We start from the raw sequence: 13,602 nt of genomic DNA, 5'->3' as shown, positions 1-13,602 counted from the left end.
CGAGTAACTCGGTTACCTTAGGTAAGTGGATTCACGATGGGAGAACATCGACGACGAGGAGTGCCGTCGCTTCCAGCAGGCCGTCGAGATGGTCGGGCAACGCTGGAGCGCAGCGATCCTGCTCGCCCTGGCGCGTGGCGCGAGCCGCTTCACCGAGATCCTGGCCATGGTCCACGGCCTGTCCGGCCGGCTGCTGACCGCCCGGCTCAAACAGCTCGAACAGGCCGCTCTTGTCGAGCGCACCGTCATCCCCACCACACCCGTTCAAGTGCTCTACGGCCTCACTGACCGTGGCCGTGAACTCCTCGCCTCTCGAAGGCCTCAATCGTTGGCGCATCGACTGGGAGCGGTCGCAGTACGGTGAAAAGCTCCTGGCCGAGCGAGGGCCGCGGTCCAAGCCGGGAAACGGCGAGCCGATCAACGGTTCGACCGGCTGAGCGGTTCAGAGCCGAGGAGGCGGCGGTCTAGTACCCGGCCGGGCGGACCAGGCCCGTCTCGTACGCGTAGACGGCGGCCTGGGTGCGGTCGCGCAGCCCCAGCTTGACCAGTATCCGGCTCACATGGGTCTTCACCGTCTGCTCCGCCACCACCAGGCGTACAGCGATCTCCGCGTTCGACAGGCCCTGCGCGATGAGGCACAGGACCTCGGTCTCGCGTTCGGTCAGGTCGCCGACCCGCTCCTTGAGCGGGGCCCGCGGAACGGCGGTCATCCGGGAGAACTCCACGATGAGGCGCTTGGTGACGGTCGGGGCGAGCAGCGCGTCGCCGGCCGCCACCACCCGCACGGCGTGGGCGAGCTCGGCGGCCGACGCGTCCTTCAGCAGGAATCCGGACGCCCCCGCGCGCAGCGCCTCGTACACGTACTCGTCGAGGTCGAATGTCGTCAGCACCAGGACCTTGACGGCGGCCCCGGCCGCTCCGGTGATGCGGCGGGTCGCTTCGATGCCGCCGAGTTCGGGCATCCGGATGTCCATCAGCACGACATCCGGTTCGAGTTCGGCGGTCTTGGCGACGGCGTCGAGACCGTTGACGGCCTGGCCGACGACCTCGATGCCGGGCTCGGCGTTCAGCAGCACCGTGAAGCCCTGACGCACCATCATCTGGTCGTCGGCGATCAGCACCCGAATGGGCGTCACGTCGTGTCCTCCCCGGGCGGTGCCCCGGCATCGGCGGGCAGGGTCGCGCGCACCTCGTAGCCGCCGTCGGGTGTGGCACCGGCGACCAGCTCGCCTCCCAGCATCACCGTACGCTCGCGCATGCCCAGCAGCCCGTGGCCCGGCTCGGAGGAGGGCGGTGCGGGCCGGTCGGGCGCGGCGTTGACGACGCGGATGGTCACCGCGTCGGGCCGATACCCGAGCTGCACTCGCACCGCCGCGCCGGGGGCGTGCCGCATCGCGTTGGACAGCGCCTCCTGAATGATGCGGAACGCTGACAGCTCGACGCCCGGCAACAACCGGCGTGGCTCGCCGGTGGTCTCGATGGCGAGCATGAGACCCGCGCCTCGCACCGTCTCGGCGAGTTCGCCCAGCCGTTCCAGGGTGGGTTGCGGCGCATGCCGGGCCTCGTCCTCCAGCGCATCCTCCGACCGCAGCACGCCCAGGACCCGTCGCAGTTCCGTCAGGGCTTCGACGGCGCTCTGTCGGATGCCCGCGAGGTTCTCCTTCAGTTCTTCCGGAGGGTCCTTGACCAGGTGGGGCGCGACCTGCGCCTGGATGGAGATCAACGACATGTGGTGGGCGACCACGTCGTGCAGTTCCCGGGCGATCCGGCTGCGCTCCTCGAGCACCGTGCGTCTGGCCCGCTCCTCGGCCGTGCGCTCCTCCTGGGTGAACAGCCGGGTGCGGGCCACGCGTTCGCCACGGAGCACCGCGCCGACTCCCACCAGGACACCGATTGCTGTCACCGATACGAAGAAGGGCGGCGCCAGCACGATCTGACCGGGACCGATGCCCGGGTTGACGAGCATCAGGCAGGCCAGGCCGGTCAGGACGCTGATCGCCAGCGTCTCCCCCACGACCCGGGGACGGACCCGCAACGCCACCAGGAACAGCACCCCCGCCTGCAGCGCCATCAGCTGAACGGACCAGGGGATCGACATCACCCTGTGCGCGGCACCCCCCGGTATGTCCCATGACGCGGCGGGAGGTTCCACGATCTTCGCGGCGACGACCATGACGACCGTCGACGTCCACCAGGCCGGTATCGGGCGGAACATCGCGGCGACGAGGGCCGCCGCCTGCGCCATGGTGAGCAGCGGGACCCGCGGATCCGGCCCCGAGCCGTCGACGGCGCCGGCGGCCGCGAAGATCGCGAACAGCGCCACCAGGACGTGCGGGAGCCGGGCCAGCCAGCGGGGTCCCACCATGGGCGGAAGCGGATCGCGGACCCACGTCAACAGGTCCGAGCGCAGGACACGCGGCAGCGCCGACAGCACCCTCATCAGCTCTCGCCCCACGCGCCGTTTGCCACCTTCGACTCTTTGATCGGCGACGTCCACCCTACGACGGGTATGGGACGTTCCTCCCCGGTGCCGCCGCGCTTCCTCGACGTTCCCCGCTCGTGCGTACGGAACGCGGCCCAGCACACGAACAGCGCGGTCGCGAACACCGGCAGCCAGGCCAGCCGGGCGAGCACCCAACCGGAGCCGTCGGGAACGGTGTGCAGGCCGGGCAGCGGCCGACCCCCCAACAGGCCGATCGCGGAAACCGCCATCATCGCGGTCTGGTGCCAGAGGAAGATCGTCATGGCCGACAGGTTCACCAGGGCGACCACGGCCCATGCGGCCCGGCGGCGCAGCACCCGCCGCAACGGGCCGAGCAGCAGCAGGGCCATCCCGCACTGGGCGAGGCCGAAGGTGACGGCCGCCAGAGTGGGCGGGTCGAGATTCGAGACGGCGGAGCCGGGCACCCCGACCATGGCGGCCGGGTAACCCGCCAACAGGACAAGTCCGGCAGTGGCGGCGCCGCCGCCGACCACAAGCGCCCAGCCGGTCCTGCGGCCCCGCAGCGCGCCCCTGGCCCACGCCGTCCCCACGCAGTACGGCACCAGCCAACCGGCCGCCACGTTGACCCAGCCGAGCCAGGCGGGGCCGCCCAGGCCGTACCGGACGAGGTCGACGAGCGCGACGACGGCGAGCGGCACGAGCGGGTGCAGCCGGGCGACCGCCGGGGTGGCCGCGGCCAGCGCCGCGAAGACCAGCAGGAACCACAGGGGGGACAGGACGAGCTTGACCAGCGCGCGCACAGTCCCCACGTCGGTCCCGAAGGCGAGCATCGCGCCCGCGGCCACGGTCCACACCGCGAGCACGGCGGCGACCGGCCGGAACAACCGGGACATCCGGGTGCCGAGCCACCGGCCGTACGTCACGTCGCGAGCGCGGGCGGCGGCAAGGCTCTTCGCACCCGCGTACCCGCCCACCAGGAAGAAGACCGCCAGCGTCTGGAGCAGCCAGGAGATCGGAGCGAGGTGCGGCATGGCGCGGAGCGGGCTGGCGACGTGCACCGTTCCGCTGTCGACGATCAGCGCGGTCACGAGCCAGTGCCCGAGCACCACGCCGAGGACGGCCAGAGCGCGCAACGCGTCGACGGCGCGATCACGGCCGGGCGGGGTCGCCGCCTCGATCCGCAGGACGAGGTCACGCACGAGGGGCCTCCTCGGACGGCGCCTGCCCCGAGACGATCCTGGCGATGTTCGTCAGGGCCACCCCCGGCCGGAGGTAGTCGCTGTGTCCGCCATCACCTGCCACGAAGACCCTGGCGCCGAACGAGGGCGACACCGGGTCGGCGCCCAGCCCGATCGTGGTGAAGGGCAACCTGAGTCGCGTGTGCGGCACGTCGCCGACCCAGTCGCCGCTGCTTCGGCCGGCCCAGACGGTGGCCCGGGTGCGCAGCGCGCCGACGTCGTCGACACCGATGCCGGCACTGCCGACCAGGACGATGTCGGCCACGTCCAGCCCGGACGCCGCCCGCCCGCAGACCACGGAGCCGTACGAGTGACACAGGAGCGAGATCCGGGCGGCGGGCTTGGCCACGGCCAGCTCCCGCACGAAGGCGCTCAGGTCCGGGGCGGCAGGCTCGGCACGGCCGGTGGTCAGCACCTCGGCGCTCACCGTGCTCGGCGTCTCGTACCCGAGCCAGCCGATCACGGTGGATCGCCCACCGAGCTCCTGCTGCAGCCTCATGGCGCCACCGCGCAGGAGTCCGTACTTGTCGAGGTTCGTGTCGGAGCCCGGGACCAGCACGGCGATCCGCTCGGCGTGAGCGAGATCGCCGAAGACCTCGACAGCACGGCCGCCGTCACGGCCGTCGAAAGACAGGAAACGGCGTGCCGGGTCGGCCATGACGCGCAGCATCGCGGCCCGCCACCGGTCGCCGTGGGCGGCGGCAGTCCGCTCGGCCGCCTGGATCGCGTCGCGGGTGACGGCGTACCGCTCGGCCAGCGCGGCGGGGGTGAACGTTCGCAACGGGGCGAGGGCGGGCGGGACGGGTGCCTGTACGGCCGCGGGGCGGGCCGCGCCCGCCACCGGTCCGGCGACCGAGGCGGTGACGAGTGTGGAGAGCAGGGCACGGCGCAGACGGCTCATACGCAGAGGGGAGGCCACAGGAGAGGCCCTTCCGTACGGTTTCGGGGCTGACAGCAGCGAAGCTACGCATCACACCCCGTGGTCGGCCTCCCGCTGGAGAGTGCATCTCCCGTGTAGCTCCGAAGTACTACGCGAGGGAGCACCGAGCCGTCCGCGGGTGCCGCCGTGCCCTCAGCCCGGGCCTCCGTCACCCACTGGGCAAGGGCGTCTTCAGCGAGGCGGGGTGACCCCGTTGAACCAGTTCTGCGTGGCGACAGCGGTGTCGTGTTCGCGGTCCCCGGTCACGGTGATGCGTTCGAGCGCTGCGATGTGGTCTTCGGTCAGAGCGATGTCGGCGGCGAGGCTGTTCTCCTCGAAGAACGCCGGCCGACGGGTGCCGGGGATCGGGACGACGTCGGGTGCCTTGGCGAGCAACCAGGCGAGTGCGACCTGGCCGGGGGTGGCGCCGAGGTCGGCGGCGATGCCGCGGACGACGTCGACGGTCGACAGGTTGCGGTCGAAGTTCTCCTCGGAGTACCAGGGCATGCCGCTGCGGTGGTCCTCGTCCTTCAGGTCGTCCCGGGAGGTGATGGTGCCGGTGAGGGCACCACGGCCGAGCGGGCTGTAAGGCACGATCCCGATGCCGAGTTCGCGGGTGAGCGGGAGGATCTCGTCCTCGATGCTTCGCTCCCACAGCGACCACTCGGTCTGGAGCGCGGTGATCGGATGCACGGCCGCGGCCCGGCGGATGGTGTCGGGCGCGGCCTCGGACAGGCCGATGTGGCGCACCTTTCCCTCGGCGACGAACTCGGCCATGGCGCCGACAGTGTCCTCGATCGGGACCGTCGGGTCGACACGGTGCTGGTAGTACAGGTCGACATGGTCAGTGCCCAGGCGCCGCAGGGACCGCTCCAGACGCTCGCGCGCGTAGGCGGGGCTGCCGTCGATGCGTGCTTCGCCTCCGCCGAACGGAGCCGAGACGATGCCGAACTTCGTCGCGACGACGAACTCGTCGCGACGGCCGGCGATCGCGCGGCCGATGATCTCCTCGCTGGCCCCGTAGCCGTCGGCGGTGTCGATCATGGTGACGCCGAGCTTGGCGGCACGATCGATGATCTCCCGGGCCATCGTGTCCGGGTTGTACTCGCCGTTCTGCCCGTAGGGGTTGGCGAAGCTCATCGCGCCGTAACCGATCGCGCCGACCTCGAGACGGTCGGGCCCGAGGAATCGGGTGGTGATGCTCATGACTGGGTCCTTCCAGGCAGACATGTCCTCGCTCGGGACTCGTCTGCACGCAGGTATGTCCTCACTTGGGGACAAGGATAGTCCTCAAGTGAGGACAACCGTCAAGGGGGCCTAGGATGAGGGCCATGTCCACTGGTGCGCCTGCTCCCGCGCCCCGGCGTGCACGCGACGCCGAGGCCACACAACGCGCCATCCTCGGCGCGGCGATCGACGCGTTCGCCGGCAGCGGCTATGACGGCGCGAGCACCCGCGACATCGCCCGCGAGGCCGGAGTCGACCCTCGGTTGATCACCCGCTACTTCGGGTCGAAGGAGGCGCTGTTCACGCGAGCGGTGGAGGAGACCTACCGCCACCCCCTCATGATGGTCCCGGGGCGCAACCGTGACGTGGCCGAGGCGCTGCTCGGCGACGCGCCGCTGGAGCAGGCCAAGGGCCTTCTGCTCACCATCCGCTCGGCAGGGAACGAGCGGGCCGTCGAAATCATGCGCGACCACCTCGAACAGCACTACCAGCGTGACCTTTCCAACGCGCTCTCCGGCCCCGATCCGGGGACGCGAGCCGCGCTGTTGATCGCCATCTGCACCGGCGTGCAGATGCAACGCAACGTCCTGCGCAACCAGGCACTGCTGACCGCGGATTCGGCCTCGATCATCGATCTGCTCGCCGCCGCACTCGACCTCATCGGTGCGAGCGACGTGCCCGCTTCCGCGGACAGCCCCCCGAGCGCGTGAGACTGACTTACAGCACACGCATCGGCCGGTGCACGCCGCCCCGCAGGGGCTGAGGCACCGAAGAACTGACAGCGCAATGAGGTGAGGCGGCGCTAGATGACCAGAAGTGGGACGGCGCTGGGCGCCCTGGGCTCGCTGCTGGACAGGTCGCTCGTACAGATCGCGGAGGCGTCAGCAGACGTACAGCTGTACGACCGGCAAGCGATCTACCAGGTCGCGGATGTGTGGGACAACAACACCTTCCCGTTGTTCCATGCTGCGACCGCCTTCACCTCCATCGGACGCGAGCGGCGTGCCCGCGCCGCCCTCGCCTGGATGGCTGATCTCGGGCGAGAGCGGCGGAGGTGGATGGTCGAGCAAGCCGAGGCGGCGGGGCAGCCACTGGAACAGATCTTGCCGCCACCGGTTGCGGAGCCTCTTCACAGAAGGGACTTCCGAGGACGGGTGAGACCGCCGTTCATGCCGCTGACGGCCGAGGCCGCCCTCGAACTCGGCACCGATTACGACCTGGCCGCCGCCCAGGTCCGCACCCTACTGCTGGAACGTGTCGGCACCCGGCTGACCGGGTCTCTCGTCTTGACCGCCCCGCGCCGCTACGACGGTGGCCCACAGACGAGGGAAACGCCCGAGTTGCGCCTATGGTTGAAGGACGTCACCGACGTTGGTTTCGACTCCGACGATCGCATGGGACTCGCCCTGCACTGCGGGACGGAGGGGGTAGTCATCGGCGTCGGGACGGGCGGCAGGCTCCGCGCCACCAGCGGCACCGCGTACCCCGATGACCCGGCCTGGCATCGTTCGACCGCAGGCCGGGACGCCGATCAGCGGACCCCGGCCCATGAGGAAGAGACCCACCGCACACCTGAGCGTCGGCGACCACAACCAGAGGGCGCGGTCCTGGTCGCCGCCACGATCTTGCGCAGTGTGATGCTGGAGATCCGCATGGTCCGCCACGCCCACCTCGTCGATCGGATCCCCGTCCGGTTGCTCGCCGGCGCACTCGCCGGCGCGGGTACCGACATCCTGGCTGCAGGCGCCCGCCGAGGAAGCCGCCGCGAGGCGGCATTCCATAACCTGGTCGAGACCTGGATCAAGGACGGTGGCCCCGCCCTAACACCCTGGTTCACCGATGAGCTGCGTCGCATCGTCAGCTCGGAGCGACTCCCGGACACCACCAAGGCATGGATCGAAGGGATCACCGCACCAGGGACGCCGCGCCCGCACCTCGTCACCGCACCGGATCTCGGCCTGCCTCTGAAGGGTGAGCTCCGGTTTGCCAAGTACACGGCCGCACACACCCGTCACAAGACACCTCAAGAATCCTTCGCCGACGTAGTTCTAGCCCACCCGCCCACTGTGCGGGACTCCCCGAATCGGCCTTGGCGGTTGCGCGCTCTCAAGGTCGACGATGTGAGCCGGTTCCGACTGCGGGCCGATGCCTTCGACGGCACACACGGATTACGGACAGTCGGGGAGACACTCAGAGTGGAGTCCCTGGTCCTCGGCCACGACGCCCTCGATGTCCGCGGAAGGAAAGCCCCACCATGATGCGTCGGCCGCGCGGGCATGACAGGCGAACCCACAGCGAAACGCTCACCGCGTGTTGAACGAGTTTCCAGGTTTCATCTGGCCGCGATCCACGCAATTCCCAAGCTGACAGCGCGGGTTCCGACTCCCCTTTTGCTCGCCCCCAGGTACAAAGGTCAGCTCAGAGAATGCGCCTCCGTAGCGAATTTCGGGCCACTCTCCGCAATTACGCTGATCCACAAGGACGCTCGACATCAAACCGTTAAGTTGAGCCAGGCTCCAAGGCCCGACGAATTGAACGGTTCACCACTAAATCATGGTCAGCTATGGTGACCGCGTGAGCCCATCACCGGATCACGGAAACTCGCGGCGCGAAATTGCCACCGGTCGATTTTCGCGCCTGATCGAGCATGCCCGATCGGGCGCGCTTGTCAGAGGCGTGCGTGGGCGCCCCGCCGTGCTCGTTGAAGTGGTTGTTCTGCTTCTCGGGTTTCTGCTCTTCACGCGCCTTCATGCGGCCGCCGGCAAGGACGTCGCGTCTGCCACCGCCAACGCTCTTACCCTGCAGTCCGTGGAACGCGCCCTCCACGTGGACATCGAGCAGATGGCGAACGAGTGGCTTACCGAACATCCGACCCTGATCCAGCCGGCGGTGTACTACTACCGCTTGTACTACGTCGTGCTCGTCGGTGTGCTGCTGTGGGTCTTCATCTGGCACGCCGATGTCTACATCAAGGTCCGCCGGACCCTTCTCGCGATGATCGCCCTCGTTCTGCCGGTCTTCTGGGCGCTACCCATGTCGCCCCCGCGGTTCGCCCTGCCGGGTGTCGTCGACATCGTCGCTGAATACGACATCCTGAAGAGCCATACCTCACAAGGGATCGGGAACGGCCAGAATCTCTACTCGGCCATGCCCAGTCTGCACGTGGGATGGTCGGCGTGGTGCGCGTATGCCGTGTGGTCCGCGCTCCGGGTCTCTCACCCGCGATTGGCGCTGTTGCCGTGGGTGTTCCCGCTCGTCATGGCCGCAAATGTGCTCGTCACAGGGAATCACTACGTGCTCGACATTGTCGGAAGCGGCGTGTTGCTCGTCGCCGCCATCGCAGCCGCATCAATGTGGGGCCGCCTCGCCGAACGCGGGCGCAGGGCGAGGCCCGGCATTCGGACTCAAGACCGCACGCTCAGTGGTCCTCGGCGCTAACTTGTCGGGGATCAGAACCAAAATGCGGGGTCGTTGAATTAGAGGCGAGGCGCCGTTGGCATTACCAGCCCCGTTCGAGCGTGAGCAGCGGCTCAGAAAACACAGGCGCTGGTGCGCCGGGATCTGCGGCAGCAGCCTGCTCCAGGCGGCGGAAGCCGGCCTCCAGTTCATCGGGACTGAGGTGAGCGAAGAACGAATGGGTGCGCAGGCGCAGCCGTTCGAGCATGTCACCGCGGGTGCCGGAGGACGGCTCGGTAACCGTGCCGAAGCCGGCAACGCGCCAGCCGGCCGACGTGAACATCTCGATGACCTCGTGCAGCGGCTGAAACAGCGAGGAGTCCACCTCAAGGCCGCGGGGAAAGTGCTCCAGCCACCACGGCCTGGGATGGTGGTCGCTGAAATTCGCCCGCAGTAGCAGTCGCCCGGCGGGCCTGAGCACCCTGGCCAACTCCCGGACCGCCCGCGGCTTGTCCTGGACATGGTGCCAAGACAAGAACATGAGTGCGTAGTCGGCGCTGCCGGACGGCACCGGCATGTCCTCGGCGGAGCCTGCCAGATACCGCACGCCGGGATGCAGGGACTGCGCCTGCGCTATCTCGCACATGCGGACCGACGGCTCGACGCCGGTGACCGGCCCGAACGCTCGCGCCAGCGCGGGGGTGAACCTGCCGGTCCCTGAGCCGACGTCCAGCCCCGCCAGCGGACGCCGCTCGGGCAGCACCGCTCCGAAGGCACTGATCCATGCCTGCAACTGCTGCTCGGTAAGCGCACGACCACGCGCGTAGTCCTGGTACTGCTCCGTGTCGTAGTCGATCCGTCTCATCGCAGCTCCCGCGTCAGCCGGGCCACGGCGAGCCGTCGCCCCGATATATCAAGCTGATACATCGGGACGATACGTAGTGTCGCGTCATGCCGCAAGGGCGGACATGGCGGCCAGGCATGCCTGTACCGCGGTGACCAGCCCGGTCTACGCCGCTGACCGCCTGACGCTCGTTCTCATGGAGCGGATGGGACACGACTCCGTACGCGCCGCGTTGACCTATCAGCACGGCACTACTGCCGAGCCTGAAATACCCCTGGCCTCCACCGAAGGATGAGACATGGTGTTCGAGCATGTCCGCGGACTCACTCCGGAGCGCCTGGAACTTCTGACCGCTGTCGTTGAAGAATGCCGGTCGCTCCTGGAACGTGACGGAGGTATGGGGGTCCATTCAGCGACTCGTGAGGGGCACTGCCCCTCACCCCGTTCCTCCCTCCCCCTTCATGGTCAGCGAGGGGTCCCCGTCGATTCGGCTCCATAACGATTGAGTAGGCCACGGCCCACAGCATCGGCCCCGCCAGAGGCTCTATAGACACACCTGGTGCGAGACCGAAACACTCGAATTCCTCGACGGTTCTGGAGCGTGCTGTGTTCGGTATCGGCGTCTTCGAGATCTTTACGATTACCATCGGCCTGGCTGTGCAGTTCGCGGTGGTCTACCTCGCAGTGAGGCTGGCGCTTCACCACGATCGGAAGCGGCGCGAGCAGTAGTGCGCTCTTAGAGGTCCTGACGCAATGAGCCGTCCTGGCCCTCGGCCGTTCATGTCGGCTCCGCGGGCCGCCCTTGACCGTCGGGCGGCAGCCTAGCCCTTCGAGTCCGGCTTCCAGTCCTGGACGAGGAGCCCGAGCAGCACCTCGTCCAGGAACTCGCCCATCACCCAGGCCGAGGAGCGCAGCACGCCCTCGCGAACGAAGCCGTTACGCTCGGCGGAGCGCAACATCGCGGCGTTGTCCGACAGCGTCTCGATCTGCAGCCGCTGCAGGCCGCGCACGACGAAACCGTAGTGGCACAGCACCGCGACCACGTCGGTGCCGTAGCCCTTGCCGCGGGCGGACGGCAGCAGCCCCAGCCCGATGTGCGCGGACCGGTTGTGGTTATCGATGCCCCACAGCACCGCGGTGCCGACCAGCGTGCCGCCGTCCAGCTCCACCACGGAGAACGGAACGTGCCCTTGCTCCTTGTCGTCCACCAGGAGCGGCGAGTCCTTTGAGCCGGGCGTGATCGGCCGCCACGGCCGGCCTTGGGCACGCGAGTGGGTGACCACGTCGTCGTAGAGCTCGGCCTGCAGGATCGGAATGTCGGTTTCGTGCCGGGCCCTGAGCCCGACCTTGCTGCCCCTTAGCATGCACGCTTCCTATCCGACCGGCCTGGCAGGCGGCAAACCGATAAGAACTCCGCTGGCGACGCCTCCCACGCTCATTGCGTCAGGCCCCTCGTAGCGGTCGAGCAGCGGCGGCGCGGCCACCTGCGGCGCGCTCATCGGGTGCGGGCGGATGTGGTGCGGCGTCGGCCTCGCCGGCCCCGCGCGAGAACGGCCCCCAGGCCGCACGCCAAGTTATTGCGTAGCCGCGATGGCATGCGTGGTGGTTCGATGCGGGGACCAACGGCTAGGCACGGTGCCGTCGGCTGGGCTCAGCCGTCGGCGGCATCCCCACCTCTGCCGGCATTCCGGGAGTTGGCGTGGGAAGACGTGGCCGTGGATCAGACGCGTTGAGTGCAGCGGGTCGGCTCCGCGCGGTCACTTGCGGTTGGACTAATCACATAGTGCCGCTACCTGCGGAAAAGCCTGAACCACCGCGATGACCTGCGATGGTCGCCTCGGTGGTTCTCAACGTTTCGTAGCTGATCACAGTGTCATGTGCCCTGTGATTGCGGTCCGCTCCTTCAGGCGCGGAGGTCAAGCACCTCCAGGCACGACCCTCACCACGGTTAGTTGGTCAGGCTGGGGGCCACCCCGAACGCCTTGAGCAGCAACTCGGCACCTTCCCTGTCGAACGTCGGATACTTGAGCAGCAGCCCCTTGTCCTCACCGCTGATGGACAGTGTCACCGACGTCATGACGGAACGCTTGACGTCCTCGATCGACAAGAGCGGCCGGGGAATGTCGCCGAGAACCTTTGCGGTGGGGCGGGAGGTTAGCCAGTGCGGCTCGAGCAGCAACAGCCGCTCGCTGGTCAACAGGACGTAGTAAGCCTTGTTCATGGCATACACGCCGACCGTGCCGCCAGAGAGCAGCATCGAGGCGGCGGCCAGGGCGGCGTTGCGGGCAATCGAGACCTTGCCCACCCGGGCCCTACCGGTCGCGGCCGGCGTCTCGCCAGGGTTGAGCAATGGGGTGGCGATAGTGATCAGCGCATCGTGCAGCTTCTGCTTCATGTGTTCTCCCGTGGCGGCCGGGTCCGCCAGATCGGCGGCGGCAGTGAAATTTCGCATCGGCATGCTACGGGCAACGATCACAGCCAATCACTAACGATTGGGATGACTGGTGTGAAGTATTTAAATTGAGACATTAGGTGCAACAGCCGCTCACCAACGCCGACCAGCTCGCGCAACTCCTGCCTGTCCATCCCGTCCGCGGTCGACCCGCCCGAAAGTGAAGCGGGCCGGGGCCACGGGTCAAGGGTGGAGCGCCCCGCTGGACGAACGACCCTTGACCCGTGGCCCTGGCCTGCTCGTCTTATCCCGGGTCGATGGTGGGCAGGATGATCAGGCTTCCACCTCAGCCGCCTACGGACCTCAACCCCGGCGCAGCGATCATCCCGCAGCCAGAGTGCCCCCGCCGGAGGCTTCTAGGAGGCAAGCCGATCGGTGGTGGAACGGTTGTCGGCAAGGATTCGGACGATGTCAGGACCCCATGTGTACTCGACGACGGGTAGTTCGAATCCTGCCGGGAAGCGTTCCATGAACTCTTTGGTGGACTGGCCGCCGAGGCGCCGGTAGAAGGTGATCGCGGCGAAATTGTCGCACAACACCTCCAGATAGACCGTCTTGTCAGGGTGTTGCTCGGAGGCCCAGCCAAAAGCGTGGTAGACGAGTTGGCGGCCGATGCCGGACTGCTTGCGCTCCGGCTGGACGTGCAGGTTGTCGAGCAAGATGCGCCCGTCGGTTCCGACGGCGAGATAGGCAAACCCCAGGAGGTCGTTGCCATCGACGGCAACGAGCAGGCAGCGGGTGTGATCCTGTTCCGCGGTGACAGTGGCGAGCCGCGTGCTCCACATGGCCTTGCGCTCGTCGAGCAGGGGCCCAGCCAGGTAGCTGGCGGGCATGATCTCGGCATAGGCGGTCAGCCAGCTACGAGTGTGGAGCTCTGCGATGCGTTGCTCTGCGATCCGAGATCGGAGGGTTTCGCTGAATGCAGCGAGGAGGGCCGTGGAGATAGCGACGCAATGAGGACACTCAGCAGTATGAATACAGCCGAGACGGTGACCATGGCCTTTCGGTGGACCGACACCCACTCCCGTAACCACTGCCTCCGATCCGGGTCACCGCCGAACGACAACTCCTCGGCACCCATCG

At 68.2% G+C, this 13,602-nt stretch carries 14 protein-coding genes; 5 read left to right on the top strand and 9 right to left on the bottom strand.

The window, feature by feature from the left end:
• The first annotated feature begins 25 nt into the window (after positions 1 to 25).
• Positions 26 to 364, top strand: coding sequence for a winged helix-turn-helix transcriptional regulator (locus Pph01_RS15845; protein WP_204073851.1), 339 nt, complete (start codon positions 26 to 28; stop codon positions 362 to 364).
• Positions 365 to 464: 100 nt separating this feature from the next.
• Here the strand turns inward: Pph01_RS15845 and Pph01_RS15840 are convergent, their stop codons facing one another.
• The 5 genes from Pph01_RS15840 to Pph01_RS15820 form a co-directional block, all read right to left on the bottom strand.
• On the bottom strand, positions 465 to 1,136 hold the full coding sequence (locus tag Pph01_RS15840) for a response regulator (RefSeq protein WP_204073850.1): 672 nt from the start codon (positions 1,134 to 1,136) through the stop codon (positions 465 to 467).
• Entirely contained in the window at positions 1,133 to 2,455 is a 1,323-nt protein-coding gene (locus Pph01_RS15835) for a sensor histidine kinase (protein ID WP_239116733.1), read from the bottom strand. Before Pph01_RS15835 ends, Pph01_RS15840 begins: the two co-directional genes overlap by 4 nt.
• Positions 2,440 to 3,642, bottom strand: a complete 1,203-nt coding sequence (locus Pph01_RS15830; RefSeq protein WP_204073849.1) for an acyltransferase family protein — start codon at positions 3,640 to 3,642, stop codon at positions 2,440 to 2,442. The genes Pph01_RS15835 and Pph01_RS15830 overlap by 16 nt, the downstream gene beginning before the upstream one ends.
• On the bottom strand, positions 3,635 to 4,582 hold the full coding sequence (locus tag Pph01_RS15825; protein WP_204073848.1) for an alpha/beta hydrolase: 948 nt from the start codon (positions 4,580 to 4,582) through the stop codon (positions 3,635 to 3,637). Before Pph01_RS15825 ends, Pph01_RS15830 begins: the two co-directional genes overlap by 8 nt.
• A gap of 210 nt (positions 4,583 to 4,792) precedes the next feature.
• Positions 4,793 to 5,806, bottom strand: a complete 1,014-nt coding sequence (locus Pph01_RS15820; RefSeq protein ID WP_239116732.1) for an aldo/keto reductase — start codon at positions 5,804 to 5,806, stop codon at positions 4,793 to 4,795.
• A 125-nt stretch (positions 5,807 to 5,931) separates the two neighbouring features.
• Here Pph01_RS15820 and Pph01_RS15815 point away from each other — a divergent pair, with 125 nt between their 5' ends.
• The 3 genes from Pph01_RS15815 (at position 5,932) to Pph01_RS15805 (ending at position 9,265) form a co-directional block, all read left to right on the top strand.
• On the top strand, positions 5,932 to 6,537 hold the full coding sequence (locus tag Pph01_RS15815; protein ID WP_204073847.1) for a TetR/AcrR family transcriptional regulator: 606 nt from the start codon (positions 5,932 to 5,934) through the stop codon (positions 6,535 to 6,537).
• 96 nt (positions 6,538 to 6,633) lie between these two features.
• Complete coding sequence (locus Pph01_RS15810; RefSeq protein WP_204073846.1) at positions 6,634 to 8,085, top strand: hypothetical protein; 1,452 nt, start codon at positions 6,634 to 6,636, stop codon at positions 8,083 to 8,085.
• A gap of 316 nt (positions 8,086 to 8,401) precedes the next feature.
• Positions 8,402 to 9,265 (top strand): phosphatase PAP2 family protein, encoded by an 864-nt coding sequence (locus Pph01_RS15805; protein ID WP_204073845.1) that lies wholly within the window; start codon positions 8,402 to 8,404, stop codon positions 9,263 to 9,265.
• Positions 9,266 to 9,326: 61 nt separating this feature from the next.
• Here the strand turns inward: Pph01_RS15805 and Pph01_RS15800 are convergent, their stop codons facing one another.
• The gene (locus Pph01_RS15800; protein ID WP_204073844.1) at positions 9,327 to 10,088 is read right to left on the bottom strand and encodes a class I SAM-dependent methyltransferase; all 762 of its coding nucleotides are present in this window, start codon (positions 10,086 to 10,088) and stop codon (positions 9,327 to 9,329) included.
• 585 nt (positions 10,089 to 10,673) lie between these two features.
• Here Pph01_RS15800 and Pph01_RS43330 point away from each other — a divergent pair.
• Positions 10,674 to 10,796 carry a hypothetical protein gene (locus tag Pph01_RS43330; RefSeq protein ID WP_275412834.1) on the top strand — a complete coding sequence of 41 codons (123 nt, stop codon included), beginning with the start codon at positions 10,674 to 10,676 and terminating at the stop codon, positions 10,794 to 10,796.
• 92 nt (positions 10,797 to 10,888) lie between these two features.
• Here Pph01_RS43330 and Pph01_RS15795 read toward each other — a convergent pair whose 3' ends face one another.
• From Pph01_RS15795 to Pph01_RS15785, 3 genes are all read right to left on the bottom strand, one after another.
• Positions 10,889 to 11,431 carry a GNAT family N-acetyltransferase gene (locus Pph01_RS15795; RefSeq protein WP_204073843.1) on the bottom strand — a complete coding sequence of 181 codons (543 nt, stop codon included), beginning with the start codon at positions 11,429 to 11,431 and terminating at the stop codon, positions 10,889 to 10,891.
• 584 nt (positions 11,432 to 12,015) lie between these two features.
• A complete protein-coding gene (locus tag Pph01_RS15790) occupies positions 12,016 to 12,549 on the bottom strand; it encodes a hypothetical protein (RefSeq protein ID WP_204073842.1) in 534 nt (177 codons plus the stop codon).
• Positions 12,550 to 12,875: 326 nt separating this feature from the next.
• Positions 12,876 to 13,352: a GNAT family N-acetyltransferase gene (locus Pph01_RS15785; protein ID WP_204073841.1), complete on the bottom strand. Its 477-nt coding sequence runs from the start codon at positions 13,350 to 13,352 to the stop codon at positions 12,876 to 12,878.
• Positions 13,353 to 13,602: the final 250 nt, after the last annotated feature.

Source organism: Planotetraspora phitsanulokensis (assembly GCF_016863295.1).
Lineage (GTDB): Bacteria > Actinomycetota > Actinomycetes > Streptosporangiales > Streptosporangiaceae > Planotetraspora > Planotetraspora phitsanulokensis.
Note: the sequence above shows the minus strand (reverse complement) of the source record. Positions and strands in the feature narration are given on the sequence as shown.

What these genes read in the sequence shown, in the direction of transcription:
- Pph01_RS15785 (WP_204073841.1), bottom strand. Translation starts at nt 13,352, where the DNA reads ATGCCCGCCAGCTACCTGGCTGGGCCCCTGCTCGACGAGCGCAAGGCC.
- Pph01_RS15800 (WP_204073844.1), bottom strand. Translation starts at nt 10,088, where the DNA reads ATGAGACGGATCGACTACGACACGGAGCAGTACCAGGACTACGCGCGT.
- Pph01_RS15825 (WP_204073848.1), bottom strand. Translation starts at nt 4,582, where the DNA reads ATGAGCCGTCTGCGCCGTGCCCTGCTCTCCACACTCGTCACCGCCTCG.
- Pph01_RS15795 (WP_204073843.1), bottom strand. Translation starts at nt 11,431, where the DNA reads ATGCTAAGGGGCAGCAAGGTCGGGCTCAGGGCCCGGCACGAAACCGAC.
- Pph01_RS15810 (WP_204073846.1), top strand. Translation starts at nt 6,634, where the DNA reads ATGACCAGAAGTGGGACGGCGCTGGGCGCCCTGGGCTCGCTGCTGGAC.
- Pph01_RS15815 (WP_204073847.1), top strand. Translation starts at nt 5,932, where the DNA reads ATGTCCACTGGTGCGCCTGCTCCCGCGCCCCGGCGTGCACGCGACGCC.
- Pph01_RS15820 (WP_239116732.1), bottom strand. Translation starts at nt 5,806, where the DNA reads ATGAGCATCACCACCCGATTCCTCGGGCCCGACCGTCTCGAGGTCGGC.